14 protein-coding genes are annotated in these 16,514 nt (G+C 65.1%); 11 read left to right on the top strand and 3 right to left on the bottom strand.

The features are described 5' to 3' along the window. Positions 1–19 precede the first annotated feature (19 nt). The 10 genes from ACP153_RS16610 (at position 20) to ACP153_RS16655 (ending at position 13,607) form a co-directional block, all read left to right on the top strand. Positions 20–1,330 (top strand): PAS-domain containing protein, encoded by a 1,311-nt coding sequence (locus tag ACP153_RS16610; protein WP_424972137.1) that lies wholly within the window; start codon positions 20–22, stop codon positions 1,328–1,330. A 55-nt stretch (positions 1,331–1,385) separates the two neighbouring features. Continuing rightward, positions 1,386–1,880: a tRNA (adenosine(37)-N6)-threonylcarbamoyltransferase complex ATPase subunit type 1 TsaE gene (gene tsaE, locus ACP153_RS16615; RefSeq protein ID WP_424972138.1), complete on the top strand. Its 495-nt coding sequence runs from the start codon at positions 1,386–1,388 to the stop codon at positions 1,878–1,880. Further along, positions 1,877–2,878 carry an aminoglycoside phosphotransferase family protein gene (locus tag ACP153_RS16620; protein ID WP_424972139.1) on the top strand — a complete coding sequence of 334 codons (1,002 nt, stop codon included), beginning with the start codon at positions 1,877–1,879 and terminating at the stop codon, positions 2,876–2,878. Before tsaE ends, ACP153_RS16620 begins: the two co-directional genes overlap by 4 nt. Beyond that, the gene (locus tag ACP153_RS16625) at positions 2,863–3,546 is read left to right on the top strand and encodes a nucleotidyltransferase family protein (protein ID WP_424972140.1); all 684 of its coding nucleotides are present in this window, start codon (positions 2,863–2,865) and stop codon (positions 3,544–3,546) included. Before ACP153_RS16620 ends, ACP153_RS16625 begins: the two co-directional genes overlap by 16 nt. Further along, on the top strand, positions 3,543–6,506 hold the full coding sequence (gene addB / locus ACP153_RS16630; RefSeq protein ID WP_424972141.1) for a double-strand break repair protein AddB: 2,964 nt from the start codon (positions 3,543–3,545) through the stop codon (positions 6,504–6,506). The genes ACP153_RS16625 and addB overlap by 4 nt, the downstream gene beginning before the upstream one ends. Next, positions 6,503–9,868 carry a double-strand break repair helicase AddA gene (addA, locus tag ACP153_RS16635; RefSeq protein WP_424972142.1) on the top strand — a complete coding sequence of 1,122 codons (3,366 nt, stop codon included), beginning with the start codon at positions 6,503–6,505 and terminating at the stop codon, positions 9,866–9,868. Before addB ends, addA begins: the two co-directional genes overlap by 4 nt. A 63-nt stretch (positions 9,869–9,931) precedes the next feature. Beyond that, entirely contained in the window at positions 9,932–10,252 is a 321-nt protein-coding gene (gene trxA / locus ACP153_RS16640; RefSeq protein WP_424972143.1) for a thioredoxin, read from the top strand. 152 nt (positions 10,253–10,404) lie between these two features. Further along, positions 10,405–10,962 (top strand): ATP-dependent protease subunit HslV, encoded by a 558-nt coding sequence (gene hslV, locus ACP153_RS16645; protein WP_424972144.1) that lies wholly within the window; start codon positions 10,405–10,407, stop codon positions 10,960–10,962. A 79-nt stretch (positions 10,963–11,041) separates the two neighbouring features. Further along, positions 11,042–12,355 carry an ATP-dependent protease ATPase subunit HslU gene (hslU, locus tag ACP153_RS16650; RefSeq protein WP_424972145.1) on the top strand — a complete coding sequence of 438 codons (1,314 nt, stop codon included), beginning with the start codon at positions 11,042–11,044 and terminating at the stop codon, positions 12,353–12,355. A 37-nt stretch (positions 12,356–12,392) separates the two neighbouring features. Next, positions 12,393–13,607 carry an MFS transporter gene (locus ACP153_RS16655; RefSeq protein ID WP_424972146.1) on the top strand — a complete coding sequence of 405 codons (1,215 nt, stop codon included), beginning with the start codon at positions 12,393–12,395 and terminating at the stop codon, positions 13,605–13,607. On the opposite strand, the gene ACP153_RS16660 is transcribed toward ACP153_RS16655, so the two are convergent. Genes ACP153_RS16660 through ACP153_RS16670 form a run of 3 tightly spaced genes read right to left on the bottom strand, consistent with a single transcriptional unit; the run spans position 13,604 to position 15,889 of the window. Continuing rightward, a complete protein-coding gene (locus tag ACP153_RS16660; protein ID WP_424972147.1) occupies positions 13,604–14,197 on the bottom strand; it encodes a Smr/MutS family protein in 594 nt (197 codons plus the stop codon). The two genes, ACP153_RS16655 and ACP153_RS16660, sit on opposite strands and share 4 nt — an antisense overlap. Position 14,198: 1 nt before the next feature. After that, positions 14,199–15,227, bottom strand: a complete 1,029-nt coding sequence (locus tag ACP153_RS16665; protein ID WP_424972148.1) for a murein transglycosylase A — start codon at positions 15,225–15,227, stop codon at positions 14,199–14,201. Then, positions 15,224–15,889: a Tim44/TimA family putative adaptor protein gene (locus tag ACP153_RS16670; RefSeq protein ID WP_424972149.1), complete on the bottom strand. Its 666-nt coding sequence runs from the start codon at positions 15,887–15,889 to the stop codon at positions 15,224–15,226. Before ACP153_RS16670 ends, ACP153_RS16665 begins: the two co-directional genes overlap by 4 nt. A 106-nt stretch (positions 15,890–15,995) precedes the next feature. On the opposite strand from ACP153_RS16670, the gene ACP153_RS16675 reads away from it, so the two are divergent. Next, entirely contained in the window at positions 15,996–16,487 is a 492-nt protein-coding gene (locus ACP153_RS16675; protein WP_424972150.1) for an FxsA family protein, read from the top strand. Positions 16,488–16,514 lie beyond the last annotated feature (27 nt).

Raw genomic sequence — 16,514 nt, forward strand, 5'->3', positions numbered from 1 at the left:
AACAATAGGCAGATTGTTGATGAATGGTATGGACTTCTCGCTTCTCGCGACGCTGCTGGCGGTTGCGTTTCTCACTGCGGCCTTCGCGCTCTATGTCCTGAACGTTCTCTCTCGACGGGAGGCCGCGCGCCATGCTTCCCAAACCACCAGCATCGAAACCGGTCCCCTGGATCCAAGCCCGGAACAAGCCGCGGCCCAGCGCCGGGAGCTTGTGCAGCTGCGCGCCACGGTGGAGCATGTGCCCCTCCTGATGTGGCGGCAGGATCGGGATGGCGCCCTGACCTGGGCGAACAAGCCCTATATCGATCTGACCGAAACGGTCTTTCCCGACCGCGCCGGCAGCTGGCCGATGCCCCGTTTGTTCAAGCAAAAATCCCTCGCCCATCCGGACACGCCGGGGCAGCGGCGCGTCTCGGTGGATATGTCCGAGACCGAGAAACGGTGGTTCGAGGTGGAAGGTCACCGGGTTCAGGACGAGGTTCTCTACACCGCCACCCCGATTGACCTGACCGTGCGGGCCGAGGCCTCCCTGCGCAACTTCGTGCAGACCCTGACCAGCACCTTCGCGCATCTTCAGGTGGGCCTCGCGATTTTCGACAAGCGGCGGCAGCTTGTACTCTTCAACCCCGCCCTCACGGATCTCACCACGCTGGAGCCGGAATGGCTCAGCGCCCGGCCCGGCCTGTCCGAAGTGCTCGACCGGCTGCGGGATCGCAACATGCTGCCGGAGCCAAAAGACTATAAGGAATGGCGCAACCGCCTGACCGGGCTGGAAAAGGCCGCAACCAACGGCACTTTCGAAGAGACCTGGGCCCTTCCCACGGGACAGAACTATCGCATTCTCGGGCGGCCCCATCATGATGGCGGGATCGCCCTGACCTTCGAGGATATCTCCTCCGAGGTGTCTCTGACCCGCCGCTTCCGCTCGGAGATTGAGCTGGGCCAACGGGTGCTCGACACGCTCGAAGACGCCATCGCGGTCTTTTCCGAGAACGGAACGCTGGTCCTGTCGAACGCGGCCTATGGCAAGCTTTGGGGGACCGATGACGCCGATGGCGTGCTGCCCACCAGCATCGTGGACTCGACGCGGACCTGGCAGGATGCCTGTCAGCCGACGCCGATCTGGGGTGATATCCGGGATTTTGCGACCACAAGCCAGGGTCGCTCCGATTGGGAGGATTTCGCCCGTCTGAATGACAGTGGCCAGATCATCCGTTGCCGCGTCTCACCCCTCGCCCAGGGCATGACCCTCGTCGGGTTCAAGCCGCTGGAGCCGGTCGCCGATCTGCTGAATACCGGCGCCCCCGAGGAGATCGCGCAAACCGCCTGAACCCGGGCACTTCGCGAAGGCTTGCAGCCGGGCGCGCACCGGGTACAACCAATGTATGTCGCCCGCGCCCTTCGCCACGATCCACCTGCCCGATGAGGCCAGAACGCAGGCATTCGGCGCCTGTCTCGCACCGCTGTTGCGGGCCGGGGACAGCCTGCTTCTGGTGGGCGAGATCGGGGCAGGGAAGAGCGTGCTCAGTCGCGCGATTATCCAAGCACGATTGGCAGCGTTGGGACGGGTTGAGGATGTGCCTTCGCCCACATTCACCCTTGTGCAGACCTATGATCTCGACAGTGTGGAGCTCTGGCATTGCGACCTTTATCGGCTCACGGATCCGGGCGAGATAGACGCGCTCGGTCTGGCGGAGGCCTATGAAGAGGCGATCACGCTGATCGAATGGCCCGACCGGTTGGGCACGGATCTGCCTCCCAACGCATTGGTGGTCAGCTTGCAGAGCCCCGAAACTGGCCAGGGTCGCACCCTGTCCCTCACCGACCTCGGAACCGGCTGGGCCGCGCGGTTGGCTCCTTGCCTGGATCAGGTGGCATGACCGCGCGCCAAGAGGACAAGGAGGCGTTTCTCCGCGAGACGGGTTGGCGCGGGGAGCCGCTCCGCCCTCTCGCAGGGGATGCCTCGAACCGACGCTATGACCGGCTGACCCTTGATGCGCGCCCGGTTGTCCTGATGGACGCACCGCCTGACACCGGTGGCTCGATTGAGCCGTTTCTCGATGTGGCGGCCCATCTGGAGGGGCTCGACCTCCATCCCCCCGCCATTCTCGCACAGGATCGGGCAAAAGGGTTTCTGCTGCTCGAAGATCTGGGCGACGGCCTCTATGCGCGGATCTTCGAGGCCACGCCGGATCAGGAAATCCCGCTCTACCGCGAGGCCCTTTCTGTTCTGCGACACTTACACCGAGCCCCGCCTCCGCCCCTTCCCGACTACGGTGCTGCGGAAATGGCCGCGGCCATCGACCTCGCGCCGATCTGGTATGCGGACGCCCCGGACCATGCCGCGCCCCTTGCCGAGAGCCTGCTTCAGGCCCTTGAGACGCTCGATTGGTCACGAAAGGTAGTGGCTCTCCGGGATTTTCATGCGGAAAACCTGATCTGGTGCCCTCGGGAGGCCGGGCTTCGCCGGGTCGGTCTGCTCGATTTTCAGGACGCGGTGCTGAGCCACCCGCTCTATGATGTGGCCTCGCTCTTCCATGACGCCCGTCGGGATGTGCCTGAGCCTGTGGTCGAGACCCTGCGCCAAGAGGTGTTCCACTGGTTCGCCGAGGATCTCGCCACATTTGATCGCGCCATCGCGATTCTTTCCGCCCAGCGCGCGCTACGGATCCTCGGGATTTTTGCGCGCCTCTCCCTGCATTTCGGAAAGCCCGGCTATGTGGATCTGATCCCCCGGGTCTGGACGCAGCTCGAGATCAACCTGCAGCACCCCAGCCTTGCAGAAGTGGCGCAACTTGTGGCCGAGACCCTGCCCAAACCGAGCCCAGCACATCTCGACGATCTCAAGGCACGGAGCGGCACATGCCCGATGCCGTAATGCTCTTCGCGGCGGGGCGGGGCACGCGGATGGCGCCGCTCACCGATCACCTGCCCAAACCGCTGGTGGAGGTGGCTGGTCGACCGCTGCTGGATCACGCGCTCGAATTGGTGACAGCGGCTCGGATCGACCATTGCGTGGTCAACACCCACTACCGCGCCGTGCAGATCGCCGAGCATCTCGCAACACGCCCTGAGATCCTGATCAGCGAAGAGCCCGAGGAACGGCTCGAGACCGGTGGCGGGTTGCGCGCGGCCTTGCCACTGCTTGGCCCCGGGCCGGTTTTCACCCTGAATTCCGACGCAGTCTGGTCCGATCCAACCGCCTTGTCGCAATTGCGCGCGACTTGGGATCCGACCCGGATGGATGCGCTCTTGCTGCTCATCCCGGCGGAGCACGCCCATGGTCATCGCGGCGCAGGAGACTTCACCTGTGCCGCCGATGGGCGCCTGACCCGCAGCGGGCCGCTCACCTATACCGGGGCGCAGATCCTCAAACCCGACGGTCTTGCGGACATCCCGGATCGCGTGTTCTCTCTCAACCTGCTCTGGGACCAGATGGCCGCGCGTGGGCGGCTCTGCGGGCTTGTCTATTCGGGGCATTGGGCGGATGTGGGCACGCCTTCGGGCATCGAGATCGCCGAAACCATGCTCGCGGCGCATCAATGACAGGGCCGTCCCTCTTTCCCGAAACGAAGGAGCCACGGGTCTTCGGCGTGCCCATCGGCCTCGACTTTCCGCAGGCCAGTCTGGATGGATTGCTTGCGCGGCTCGAGGGTCAACCGCCCGAAGCGCTCGCCCGGGTCGAGATCTATGTGAACACCGCGCGGATGCAGCGTCGGCTCAAGGACCTCTTGTCACGGGACGGCCGGGCGGGCTTTCTGCCCCGGATCCGGCTGCTGACCGATATCGGGGCGCGCGATCTCACGTTGCCACCTGCCACGCCGAACCTGCAGCGACAGTTGGAGCTGAGCGCGCTCGTAGCCGAGCTCCTCGCCGCCGCCCCAGATATCGCGCCTCGCTCCGCACTGTTCGATCTCTCGGCGAGCCTCGTGCGGCTGCTCGATGAATGCGAGGGCGAAGGCGTGTCTCTGGACAGGCTCACCAGCCTCGATGTCGGCGACCTCTCGGCCCATTGGGAGCGCGCCCTGCGCTTCATCTCGATCGTCGCGCCCTTTCTCGACAGCAGCTCGGCACCGCCCGGACCGCAGGGGCGCCAGCGCCAGGCGGTCCTGCGCCAGATCGCCCGGTGGGAGACCACGCCACCCTCGCATCCGATCCTGATCATCGGCTCCACCGGATCTCGCGGCACCACCGCGCGCCTGATGGAGGCGGTGGCCCGTCTGCCTCAGGGCGCGCTGATCCTGCCCGGGTTCGACTTTGATCAACCCGCCTCCGTCTGGTCGCGCATGACCGATGCGCTCAGCCATGAGGATCATCCGCAATTTCGCTATGCCCGTCTTCTTGCGGATCTGGATCTGCGGGCGGAAGACCTGCCCCACTGGATCGAGCGCCCCGCCCCTGCGCCTGCCCGGAACCGGCTTGCCTCCCTGGCTCTGCGCCCGGCCCCGGTCACGGATCAATGGCGGGCCGAGGGTCCCGGCCTGTCGGAGATCCCCGAAGCGCTGGCCGGTGTGACCCTGATCGAGGCCAGCTCCCAACGGGAAGAGGCATTGAGCATCGCCACGGCCCTGCGCGCGGCGGCGGCGGGGAACCGGCATGTGGCGCTGATCACACCGGATCGAACCCTGACCCGACAGGTCACCGCAGCGCTCGATCGCTGGCGCATCCTGCCCGATGACAGCGCGGGCAAACCCCTGATCCTGTCGCCCCCCGGGCGGCTCTTGCGCCACGTGGCGGCGCTCATGGGAACGGAGCTCAAGGCGGCCGATCTGCTCGTCACGCTGAAACATCCGCTGACCCATTCCGAGCATCCCGAGCGGGGGCAGCATCTGCTCCATACCCGCGATCTGGAACTGTGGTTCCGCAAGACGCCCGGTCGCGCGGTGACGCCCGAAAGCCTGCGTGCATGGGCTCGAACCCCGCAGGCCAAAACCGAGGCCGTGGATCCCAGCCGGGCCCCTTGGGTGGACTGGGTGATCGCCACGCTCTTTGACCTCGCCCGGACACCGCCGCAATCCATCGCAGATCTGGAGACCTTGCACCGGGCGCGCACCGAGCAGCTCGCCGCAGGACCGGACCGCCCCGGCTCCGGCGGATTGTGGGATATGGAGGCCGGGGCGCAGGCGCTCAAGTCCCTCGACCAGTTGCGCGATGCTGCCGATGCGGGTGGGACAATCACACCGAGGGACTATGGGGCCTTGCTCGCCTCGATCCTCGCGGCGGGCGAAGTGCGGGATCCGATTCAGCCCGATCCGCGGATCACCTTCTGGGGCACGCTGGAGGCCCGGGTCCAAGGCGCAGATCTTGTCATCCTTGCCGGGTTGAACGAGGGCATCTGGCCCGGCCTTCCCGACCCGGACCCGTGGATGAACCGGCGCATGCGCCATGAGGCGGGGCTCTTGGTCCCGGAACGGCAGGTCGGGCTCTCGGCCCATGACTTCCAGCAGGCTTTTGGCGCCAAGGAGGTCATCCTGACCCGCGCGACCCGGGACAGCGAGGCGGAAACCGTGCCGTCGCGCTGGCTGAACCGGTTGACCAACCTGCTCGACGGGATCGGACAGACCGGACAGACCGCCCTTGCGGAGGCGCGCGCGCGCGGGGACGCGCTGATCGCGACCGCCGGGCAGCTTGACCGGCCGGGGCGCAGCGCGCCTGCCTCCCCCCGCCCCTCGCCCAAGGTCCAACGCAGCCAGATCCGTCCGCGGATCTCAGCTTCGCGGGTCGAGACCCTTATCCGCGACCCGTATCAGATCTATGCCAGCGACGTGCTGAAGCTGCGGCCTCTGGAACCGCTCGATCCCGGGCCGACACCGGCCCTGCGGGGGACCGTGTTCCACGCGATCATGGAGGCTGCGCTGAAGGACCTGCCCAAGGGGGCGGAGATCACCGAAGCCCATCTGATTGACACCGCCACGCAGGTGATTGGTGAGGCCGTGCCCTGGCCCGAAACACAGTTGCAATGGGTTGCGCGCTTTGCCAGCTTCGCGGGTCCTCTCGCTGCCGCAGAGCGCGCGCGTCTTGCCAGTGCGCAGCCCCTCGCGCTGGAGGTTGAGGGGCAAACCCTGCTGAGCAATGGGGTCACCCTGTCCTGCAATGCGGACCGGATCGACCGGACCGAGGATGGCGGCATCGTGCTCTATGACTACAAGACCGGGCAGCTGCCCTCGCCCAAGCAGATCGACGCGCTGGTCAAGCAGCTCCATCTGGAGGCGATCATCGCAGTGGCCGGGGACTTCAAGGATCTGCCTCCGCTCGATGTCACCCGGATCAGCTATCTGAGGCTCAACAAGGGGCTCGGCGACACGACCCGCGACCTCGCGCCCGACGAGATCGGCAAGGCGCGGGAGGCATTTGTCGACATCCTCGACGGGTTCCTTGCGGGGACGCGCGGCTACACCGCCCGCCGGATGCCGCGCGACCTGAAACATGTCTCGGAATACGACCATCTCAGCCGATTTGGGGAGTGGGATCAGACCGACCTCCCCAGCCCGGAGGAGATGCCATGACCGCGCCCAACGACGCCAGCCTCGCGCAGATGCAAGCCGCGGATCCCGCCTATTCGGTCTGGCTTTCGGCGAATGCGGGGTCGGGCAAAACCAAGGTGCTGACCGACCGGGTGGCGCGGCTGCTGCTCGATGGCGTGCTGCCGGAGCGGATTCTCTGCCTGACCTACACGAAGGCAGCGGCGAGCGAGATGCAGAACCGCCTGTTCCGGACCCTTGGCGCGTGGTCGATGCTTGAGGATGGGGATCTGCGCGAAAAACTCGGGGCCCTGGGGCTCTCGCGCGCAGAGCTGACGGAGGATCTTTGCCGGACGGCGCGCACGCTTTTTGCGCGGGCGATCGAGACGCCGGGCGGGCTCAAGATCCAGACGATCCACTCCTTCTGCGCGGGGCTTTTGCGACGCTTTCCGCTGGAGGCCGAGGTCTCCCCCCAGTTCAAGGAGATGGACAGCCGCGCCGAAGCAGAGCTTTTGCAGTCGGTCCTGCGCGACATGGCAACGGGCCCGGATCAGGCTCTTTTTCAGGCGCTTTCGCAGGATATCGACGAAGCGGTCCTGCCCAATCTGATCCAGACCCTGCTGAAACATCGCGGGCAGTTCGAGGTTGAGCCGGATCCGGGCGCGATCTATCGCGCGCTGGAGCTGGATCCGGACGACACGCTGGACGCGTTGGTGGACCGGACGCTTCTGCCCGGGGATGGCGCGCTGCTGGATCGGGTGGCGACGGCCTGCGCTGCCGGCACCGCCACGGACCAGATGGCTGCGGCCAAGCTGCGCGGCGTGATCGCCACCGCCATGGGGCCGGGTTGGATGGAGGCGCTCGAGGGTGTGGTGCTCTTTGGGGCCAAGGCGAAGTCGCCCTTCGGCGCTAAGATCGACGGGTTTCCGACCAAGGCGACACGCACGGCGCTCGGCCCGGACCAAGACGCGCTCAACGCGCTGATGACCCGGATCGAGGAGGCGCGCGATACACGGCTGGCACTCGGGCTTGCGGCCATGACCGTCCGGATCCATGCCTTCGCCCATGCCTTCATCCGCCGCTATCAGGATGGCAAGCAAGCGCGTGGTTGGCTGGATTTTGACGATCTGATCCTGCGGGCGCAGGCGCTTCTGACGGATCCGGGGGTCGCGCAATGGGTGCTCTTCCGGCTCGATGGCGGGATCGACCACATGCTGGTGGACGAGGCACAGGATACCGCGCCCGTGCAATGGGAGGTCATCCGCCTTCTGACGCGCGAATTCACCGCAGGACAAGGCGCGCGGACCGATATCCAGCGCACGATCTTCGTGGTCGGCGACCAGAAGCAGTCGATCTATTCCTTTCAAGGGGCGGATCCGGCAGGGTTCGACCGGATGCGCGGCCATTTCGGGACGGCACTGGCGCAGGTCGGCACACCGCTCGAAGAAAAGCTATTGCTCTATTCCTTCCGATCCTCGCGGGCGGTGCTGCAGCTGGTCGACCAGACCTTTGCGCTTTTTGCACATCGCGGGCTCGGCAGCGCGTCCCAGCATCTGGCGTTCCACCCGGATCTGCCCGGGCGCGTGGATCTCTGGCCTGCCCTGCCCAAGACTGAAGCGGAGGAGGCGCGGCCCTGGACCGATCCCGTGGATCAGCCCGCACAGGATGATGCGCGGCTCGTTCTGGCCCGCAAGATCGCAGGCGAGATCCGCGCGATGCTGGATGCCGGGACACAGATCACCACAGCACGAGGCGAAACCCGACCCGTCACGCCCGGTGATATCCTGATCCTCGTGCAGCGCCGATCCGAGATCTTCCATGAGCTGATCCGGGCCTGCAAAACCGAAGCCCTGCCCATCGCCGGATCGGACCGCCTGCGCGTCGGAGCGGAACTGGCTGTGCGAGACCTCATGGCGCTGCTGGCTTTTGCCGCGATGCCCGAGGACAGTCTGTCGCTGGCCTGCGTGTTGCGCTCCCCCCTCTGCGATTGGAGCGCGGCGGAGTTGCACGCCCTGGCGCAACCCCGGGAAACGCCCTTCCTTTGGGCCGCCCTGCGCGATGCGGGGGAGGCCCATGAGGAAACAATCGCCTTCCTGCAAGACATCATGAACCAAGCGGATTTCCTGCGCCCCTATGACCTGCTCGACCGGATCCTGACCCGGCATGGGGGCCGCGAACGCCTGATCGCGCGGCTCGGGGCCGAGGCGGAGGAAGGGGTCGATGTCCTCCTCGCGCAGGCTTTGCAGTATGAGCAGGCGGAGGTGCCGAGCCTGACCGGGTTCGTCAACTGGTTCCGTCAGGACGATATGGAGATCAAGCGCCAGATCGATGCCCGCCGGGACGAGATCCGGGTGATGACCGTGCACGGGGCCAAGGGGCTGGAGGCGCCGATCGTGATCCTGCCCGATTGTGCCAAGCCAAGGGGCAATCCCGGGCGCACCATGATGCTGCCCCTGCCCGAGGGTCCGCTGGTCTGGGCTGGCAATGACGCCTCCCGCCCGCGCCAGTGTCAGAGCGTGGCCCAGGACCACAAGACCCGCGCCGATGATGAGCGGATGCGGCTCCTCTACGTGGCACTGACCCGAGCCGAGACCTGGCTGATCGTGGCCGCAGCGGGAGAGACCGGCGCAGGCGCGGACAGCTGGCATGCCATGGTCACCACGGGGATGGGCGCGATGGACGGGGCTCTGCCCCTGGACACCCCCACGGGCGAAGGATTGCGGGTGACCCATGGGGACTGGCCCGTCAACGGGACCCGAGCGATAGAAAAGGAGACGGCGGCCCCGCCCCCCACACCGCCCAGCGCACCGCTGGCCCCCCCGCCCGCAACGCCCGATCGGATCACCCCCTCTCGCCTTGAAGGGGCGAAGATCATCGAAGGCGGTGAGGCAGGTCTCGACAAGGCGGCGGCCATGGCGCGGGGGGACCGGATCCACCGCTTGCTCGAACACCTGCCCGCCCTGACCCGAACGGACTGGTCCGCATCTGCGCCCGCGCTGCTGGAGGGGGCCGAGGATAGCGCCGCCTGTCTGGCCGAAGCGCAAGCGGTGCTCGACGCGCCAGATCTTGCGGAGCTCTTCGCGCCCGACACATTGGCCGAGGTTGACCTAACCGCGCCCCTGCCCAGCCTTGGCGGGCAGCAGATGATCGGAACGGTGGACCGGTTGCTGGTGACGCCAGATCGCATCCTCGCCGTGGATTTCAAAACGAATGCGGTGGTCCCGGCCCGGCCTGAGGATGTGCCCTTGGGTCTTTTGCGGCAGATGGGCGCCTATGCCGAAGCGCTCTCCGCGATCTATCCGGATCGCCCGGTGGAGACAGCACTTCTCTGGACCCGGACCGCGACGCTCATGCCCCTGCCGCACAAGCTGGTGATCGCTGCGTTGCAAACCAAAGCCTCAGCTTGACCTTTCCCGAGCTGCTTCCTACGTTCCGTCCCCGAGATATGCATCCCCAAGGAGGGTTCCGACATGGCCACTGTTGCCGTTACCGACGAGACATTCGAAGCCGAAGTCACCAACTCCGATATCCCCGTTGTCGTGGATTTCTGGGCTGAGTGGTGCGGCCCCTGCAAACAGATCGGCCCGGCGCTCGAAGAGCTCAGCGAACACTATGACGGCCAGGTGAAGATCGCCAAGATCAACGTGGACGAGAACCCGAACTCCCCGGCACAGATGGGCGTCCGCGGGATCCCGGCACTGTTCATGTTCAAGGACGGCCAGGTCATCTCGAACAAGGTTGGCGCGGCCCCCAAGGCGGCGCTGCAAAGCTGGATCCAGGAAGCGCTCTGATCGCGCAAGGATCCGGTTCGAGACTGAGACAAGGGCGCTTTCGGGCGCCCTTTTTCGTGCCCGATCCGCATCGTCGCCGCCCTCCGGAGGCCGGAGACATTGCGAAACCGGGGGCGCGCCCGCATATAAGACCGGCAAAGACGGAGGCCCCCATGGCAGACACAGATTTCCCCGGCTGGCACGGGACCACGATCATCGGCGTGAAAAAGGACGGCAAAGTCGTTGTCGCGGGCGATGGTCAGGTCAGCCTCGGCCAGACCGTGATCAAGGGCACCGCCCGCAAAGTGCGCCGGCTGAGCCCCGGGGGTCATGACGTGGTGGCGGGGTTTGCAGGCTCCACCGCCGATGCCTTCACCCTGCTAGAGCGGCTCGAAGCCAAGCTCGAAGCCACGCCCGGCCAGCTGCAGCGCGCCGCCGTCGAGCTCGCCAAGGATTGGCGGACGGATAAGTACCTGCAAAAGCTCGAGGCGATGCTGATCGTGACCGATGGCCGCCATCTTCTAGTGATCACCGGGGCGGGTGACGTTCTGGAGCCCGAGCACAATATCGCGGCCATTGGGTCCGGCGGGAACTTCGCGCTCGCCGCCGCCCGGGGCCTGATCGAGACCGACCATGACGCGGAGACCGTGGCGCGCAAGGCCATGCAGATCGCCGCCGATATCTGTGTCTATACCAACGGAAACCTGACCGTTGAGGCGATCGAGGCCTGAGGCCCGACCTGCCCCGCGTCTTGCGTTTTCCGCCCACATCCTTACCTAGCGACCAGTTCTACCGCAGGAGACCCCCCCTTTGACCGACCTGACCCCCCGCGAAATCGTGTCCGAACTGGATCGCTTCATCATCGGCCAGAAGGACGCCAAACGCGCGGTCGCCGTCGCCCTGCGCAACCGCTGGCGGCGCAAGCAGCTGAGCGATGATCTCCGCGAAGAGGTTTATCCCAAGAACATCCTGATGATCGGGCCGACCGGTGTCGGCAAGACCGAGATCAGCCGCCGTCTGGCCAAGCTTGCCCGGGCCCCCTTCATCAAGGTCGAGGCCACGAAATTCACCGAAGTAGGCTATGTGGGCCGCGATGTTGAGCAGATCATCCGCGATCTGGTCGAAAACGCGATCACCATGACCCGCGAGCATATGCGCGATGAGGTCAAAGCCAACGCCCACAACGCCGCCGAGGAACGGGTGATCGAGGCGATTGCTGGCACCGATGCCCGTGAAGCGACCCGCGAGATGTTCCGCCGCAAGCTCAAGGCGGGCGAGCTGGACGACACGGTGATCGAGCTTGAGGTCGCGGACAATTCCAACCCCATGGGCATGTTCGACATTCCCGGTCAGCCCGGCATGGGTCAGATGGGCGGCGGGATGAACCTCGGCGATATCTTCGGCAAAGCCTTTGGCGGGCGCACCGTGCGCAAAAAGATGACCGTGGCCCAGAGCTATGAGGTTCTGATCGGCGAAGAGGCGGACAAGCTACTCGATGACGAGACGGTCAACCGCACCGCCGTGAGCGCGGTGGAGCAAAACGGCATCGTGTTTCTCGACGAGATCGACAAGGTCTGCGCCCGCTCGGATGCACGTGGCGGGGATGTCAGCCGCGAAGGAGTGCAGCGCGACCTGCTGCCCCTGATCGAAGGCACCACCGTCAGCACGAAATACGGCCCGGTGAAGACCGATCATGTGCTCTTCATCGCCTCCGGCGCCTTCCACATCGCGAAACCTTCGGACCTTCTGCCGGAATTGCAGGGCCGTTTGCCCATCCGGGTCGAGCTGCGCGCCCTGACCGAGGCGGATTTCGTGCGGATCCTGACGGAAACCGACAACGCGCTGACCCTGCAATACACCGCCCTGATGGGCACCGAGGAGGTGACCGTGTCCTTCACCGAAGATGGTATCGCCGCCCTCGCCCGCATCGCTGCCGAGGTAAACCAGTCGGTGGAAAACATCGGCGCGCGGCGGCTCTATACAGTGATGGAGCGGGTCTTTGAGGAGCTCAGCTTCTCCGCCCCGGATCGCTCCGGCGACGAGATCGCGGTGGATGCGGCCTTTGTCGAGGCCAATCTCGGCGCGCTCACCAAGGACACGGATCTCAGCCGCTACGTGCTCTGAGCTTTCCTTTGTTCACGCCCGGCCCTAAGGCTGGGCCATGGCGCATCCCGGATTCCTTCGCAGCAATGCCCGCTGGCTCGGCGCTGGCGGGTTGCTCGCGTTTTCAAGCAGCTACGGCCAGACCTTCTTCATCTCGATCTTCGCGGGCGAGATCCAAGAGAGCTTTGGTCTGAGCCACGGCGCTTGGGGCGCGATCTATGCCAGCGGCACCCTCGCTGCCGCAGCCGCAATGGTCTGGCTCGGTGCGCTGACCGATCATCACCGGGCGCGCAATCTGGGGCCCTGGGCCATGGGTGGGTTGGCTTGCGCCTGCCTCACCATGGCGGTGAACCCTTGGGTTTGGGCGTTGCCGGTGGTGGTGTTCGCCCTGCGGCTCAGCGGTCAGGGGATGCTCAGCCATATCTCCCGCGTGGCGATTGCCCGTTGGTTCACGGCAACCCGGGGCAAGGCGATTGCCGTCTCTTCCCTGGGCTTTTCCCTGGGGGAGGCTATGCTTCCGTTGATCTTCGTTGCGCTTCTGACTGTGGCACCTTGGCGAGAGCTTTGGGTTCTGACGGCAGCTCTGGCACTTTTGACCATCCCGCTTTTGCGCATGCTCCTGCGGGAGGAGCGGACACCTCAGAGCTTCGCCGCAACCTATGATGCCACAGGCCTTGGAAACCGCCATTGGAGCCGCACGGAAGTGCTCCGCAACCCTCTGTTCTGGGGTCTGGTCCCGGGCCTGATCGCCCCGCCTGCCCTGATCACCGCGTTCTTCTTTCAACAAGTCCATTTGGCCGAAGCCAAGGGCCTCCCACATCTGGAGCTCGTCGCCCTCTTCCCGATCTATTCCGGTCTCTCCATCCTCGCGATGCTGAGCACGGGCGCACTGATCGACCGGTTGGGGAGCATGCGATTGATGCCGCTCTATCTTTTGCCACTGGCGCTTGGGTTCCTGATCCTCGCCAGCGCTGAAACCCCCTGGACGATTGGTCTCGCCATCGGGTTGTTGGCGATCACGGCCGGGGCCAATAACGCCCTGCCCGCGGCCTTCTGGGCGGACAGTTTCGGAACCCGGCATCTCGGCGCGATCAAGGCCGTCGCCACCGCACTAATGGTGGTCGGATCAGCCATCGGGCCGCTTTTCACCGGGTTCGGGATAGATGCAGGGCTCAGCTTTCCGGCGCAAATGCCCTGGATCAGTGTCTATGTCCTCGGGTCCGTCCTGCTCCTGACCCTGTGTCTGCGGCGATTGCGGAGCTTGGGACGCTAGCGGGTCCGGCGCAGATAGACGTAGTAGGCCCCACCCCCGCCATGACGGATATGGGCCTGACTGACCTGCAAGACGACCGCGTTCAGGGGCGGGATTTGCAGCCAATGGGGCACCTGATGGCGCAATACGCCGAGCCGTTCGGGGATCGGCCCACCTGCATCGCGATCCTTGCCCTTGCCGGTGATGACCAGTACGAGCCGCTTGCCCTGAGCATGAGAGCCGAGAATGAACCGGTTCAACGCCGGATGCGCCTGTGCCAGCGTCATGCCATGAAGATCAATCCGTCCCTCCGGGCTGAGCTTGCCGCGTTTCAACCGCCCAAAGGCCTTGCGATCCATAGCAACCGGCGCCGCGCGGATCTGATCGGCCATGCTGGGCGCGATGTCATGACTGACCCGGGTCTGCGCCTTTTCCCCGATCGAGAAGGGCGAAACAGGCTCTACAACGGGGGTTTTCGGCGTTCTTTTAGGGCGTTCGATATCCGTTGGCTTTGGCAAGCTTGTCTTGTGAAGCGGCGTTGCGGTTTCGGCGACACGCTGCCACAAGGCCTCCTCCTCGGGGCGCAATCGTCTCGGGGGGCGCTTGGACATCTCAATCCCCGCTTTCCGCGTAGGCGAGTGCCATCTCGATTGGCAACAGAACGACCATCCGGCCCGGGTCGCGAATACGACCGGCCTGCGCCCCCGCAGCCTCCCCGGTGCCGTAGAAGATATCGGCCCGTTGCGCGCCCTTGATCGCCGAGCCGGTATCCTGCGCGATCACGAGCCGGTTCAACGGACGCGCGCCGCCCTTCTCGATCCAGACCGGCGCGCCGAGCGGGGTGAAGGCCGGATCCACCGCGATCGACCGCATCTCGGTGATCGAGCGGTTCATCGCGCCAAGCGGCCCGAGATAGGCCGGCACTTGCGAGACCTCGCGAAAGAAAACGAAGGATTTGTTGTGATGCAGAAGGCGCCGCCCCTCCGCCCCATTGGCCCGCACCCAATCCTTGATCCGATCGGCAGAGACCTGGTGCGGTTGGAAGAGACCCCGGCGCACCAGCTCACGCCCGACAGAACTGTAGTCATGGCCGTTCTTGGCCGCGAACCCCACGCGGAGAACATCGCCATCGGGCAGGCGCAGCCGACCAGAACCCTGAACCTGCAGGAAAAACACGTCCACCGGGTCACGCGCATAGGCGATCTCGAGCCCGCGCCCATCGAGGAGGCCGCCCTCTTCCAACTGACCCCGCGTGTACCACGCCTGGCCGCGCGGCAATTCGGGCGGACGACGATAGAGCGGGTATTGATAGGGACCCTCGCGCCGGAGCGAGGCGCGCAGTTCCGGTTCATAATAGCCGGTGAAAAGAGCCTCTTCCTCTCCGCCGATCAGAACGGGCAAAAACAGGCTCTCAAAAAACCCGCGGGCGTCTTCGGTGTCACGCGCCAAGGCACAAACCGAGCCCCAGGCCGAGTCTTTCAGATCGACACAGGTTGTCCGAAATGCCTCCAACGCCTCCATGTGAGCGTCCTCCGCCCAACCAGGCAGGTCGTCGAAGGACAAAAGCTCAACAGAAGCGCCGTGTGCCGCAGTGCCAACCATCAGAGACAGCCCGGCAAGCGCCGCGCCCAGTCGCCTCATTCCCCGGTCGCAACAAGCCGCCAGTTCGGGTCATCCGACCCCATGATCCGCGCAAAGGTCCAGGCATCGCGCTGGCGCTTGATCTCGGTGCTGTCACCGTCAACGATCTCGCCTTCCGCGTTGCGGACCGCAAAGACCAGCTCGGCCACAAAGCGCACGGTGATCTCACCCTCGGAGGTGTCCCGATCAAAGGCAGCTTCGACAAGGCTCGTCTCACGGACACCGATGAACTCGGCTTCCACCGTCAGACCTTGCTCGGCCCGTTGGGAAATCACCTCGTCAAAGGCCTCGTAAAGCTCTTCGGACAGGAAGTTCTGCACTTCCGACAGATCGCCATTTTCGAATGCCATGAGGATCCACTCATAGGCGCCGCGGGATCCGGAGAGGAACTCGCTCACATTAAAGCCCGGCTCGGCCATTTTCATGGCCGCCAGCGCCTTGGCACTGTCGCTTCCATCGGGCACGTGGTCGATGATGTCGTTATCTGGTCCGCCTTCGATCACTTCGAAATCACGACGGGGCGAGACGTCCCGCTCAGGCGCGTCCAGAGGCATCGGTTTCTTCTCAAACCCTTCGCGGGTGCCAAGAACGCTGCGCAGCCGGAGGATCAGGAAGACAGCGACTCCAATCAGAACCAGGATTTGGAGCATGTTAGAATTCATTGGATCCTCGCGCGGCGGTGTATCTATGGTATCTCGGGTCAGATTGCATATGTAAGGTCGAGCCGGTGGCAAGTCCACCTTCACCCCTGCCCCGGAGGAGCTTAAAATGTGGCTCTTTGTGCTCTTTGTGGCCGTGCCCTTGATCGAGATCGCTTTGTTCATTCAGGTGGGCGGGGCGATTGGCCTCTGGCCGACACTCGCCGTGGTGGTGTTGACGGCACTTTTGGGCACAACACTTGTCCGCTCCCAAGGCCTTCAGGCGATGAATGACCTGCGGGGATCCTTCTCGGAATTGCGCGATCCGTCCGAGGCTCTGGCCCATGGGGCGATGATCCTGTTTTCCGGCGCGCTTTTGCTGACGCCCGGGTTTTTCACCGATGCGGTGGGCTTTGCCCTTCTGATCCCGCCCGTGCGGCTCGCGATCATGCGCTATGCGAAATCGCGGATCAACGTGCAGAAGTTCGAGATGGGCGCGGGACCGCAGCGCGCGCGCCCGGCCTCGGAGCAGACCATCGATACAGAGTACACGGATCTGGACATGACTGAGCCCGGGCCCAGCGGCCCGTCCGGCTGGACGAAAGACCCGAGCCGGGATTGAGGGGCCGCGCGCATCCTGATAGGAGCG

The sequence above is a fragment of the Dinoroseobacter sp. S76 genome, from assembly GCF_049801095.1.
Lineage (GTDB): Bacteria > Pseudomonadota > Alphaproteobacteria > Rhodobacterales > Rhodobacteraceae > Dinoroseobacter.

Excerpts from the sequence above, each read along its gene's own strand:
- ACP153_RS16675 (WP_424972150.1), top strand. The coding sequence starts at position 15,996 with ATGTGGCTCTTTGTGCTCTTTGTGGCCGTGCCCTTGATCGAGATCGCT.
- addB (WP_424972141.1), top strand. The coding sequence starts at position 3,543 with ATGACAGGGCCGTCCCTCTTTCCCGAAACGAAGGAGCCACGGGTCTTC.
- addA (WP_424972142.1), top strand. The coding sequence starts at position 6,503 with ATGACCGCGCCCAACGACGCCAGCCTCGCGCAGATGCAAGCCGCGGAT.
- ACP153_RS16660 (WP_424972147.1), bottom strand. The coding sequence starts at position 14,197 with ATGTCCAAGCGCCCCCCGAGACGATTGCGCCCCGAGGAGGAGGCCTTG.
- ACP153_RS16665 (WP_424972148.1), bottom strand. The coding sequence starts at position 15,227 with ATGAGGCGACTGGGCGCGGCGCTTGCCGGGCTGTCTCTGATGGTTGGC.
- ACP153_RS16655 (WP_424972146.1), top strand. The coding sequence starts at position 12,393 with ATGGCGCATCCCGGATTCCTTCGCAGCAATGCCCGCTGGCTCGGCGCT.
- tsaE (WP_424972138.1), top strand. The coding sequence starts at position 1,386 with ATGTCGCCCGCGCCCTTCGCCACGATCCACCTGCCCGATGAGGCCAGA.
- ACP153_RS16620 (WP_424972139.1), top strand. The coding sequence starts at position 1,877 with ATGACCGCGCGCCAAGAGGACAAGGAGGCGTTTCTCCGCGAGACGGGT.
- ACP153_RS16670 (WP_424972149.1), bottom strand. The coding sequence starts at position 15,889 with ATGAATTCTAACATGCTCCAAATCCTGGTTCTGATTGGAGTCGCTGTC.
- ACP153_RS16610 (WP_424972137.1), top strand. The coding sequence starts at position 20 with ATGAATGGTATGGACTTCTCGCTTCTCGCGACGCTGCTGGCGGTTGCG.
- trxA (WP_424972143.1), top strand. The coding sequence starts at position 9,932 with ATGGCCACTGTTGCCGTTACCGACGAGACATTCGAAGCCGAAGTCACC.
- hslV (WP_424972144.1), top strand. The coding sequence starts at position 10,405 with ATGGCAGACACAGATTTCCCCGGCTGGCACGGGACCACGATCATCGGC.
- ACP153_RS16625 (WP_424972140.1), top strand. The coding sequence starts at position 2,863 with ATGCCCGATGCCGTAATGCTCTTCGCGGCGGGGCGGGGCACGCGGATG.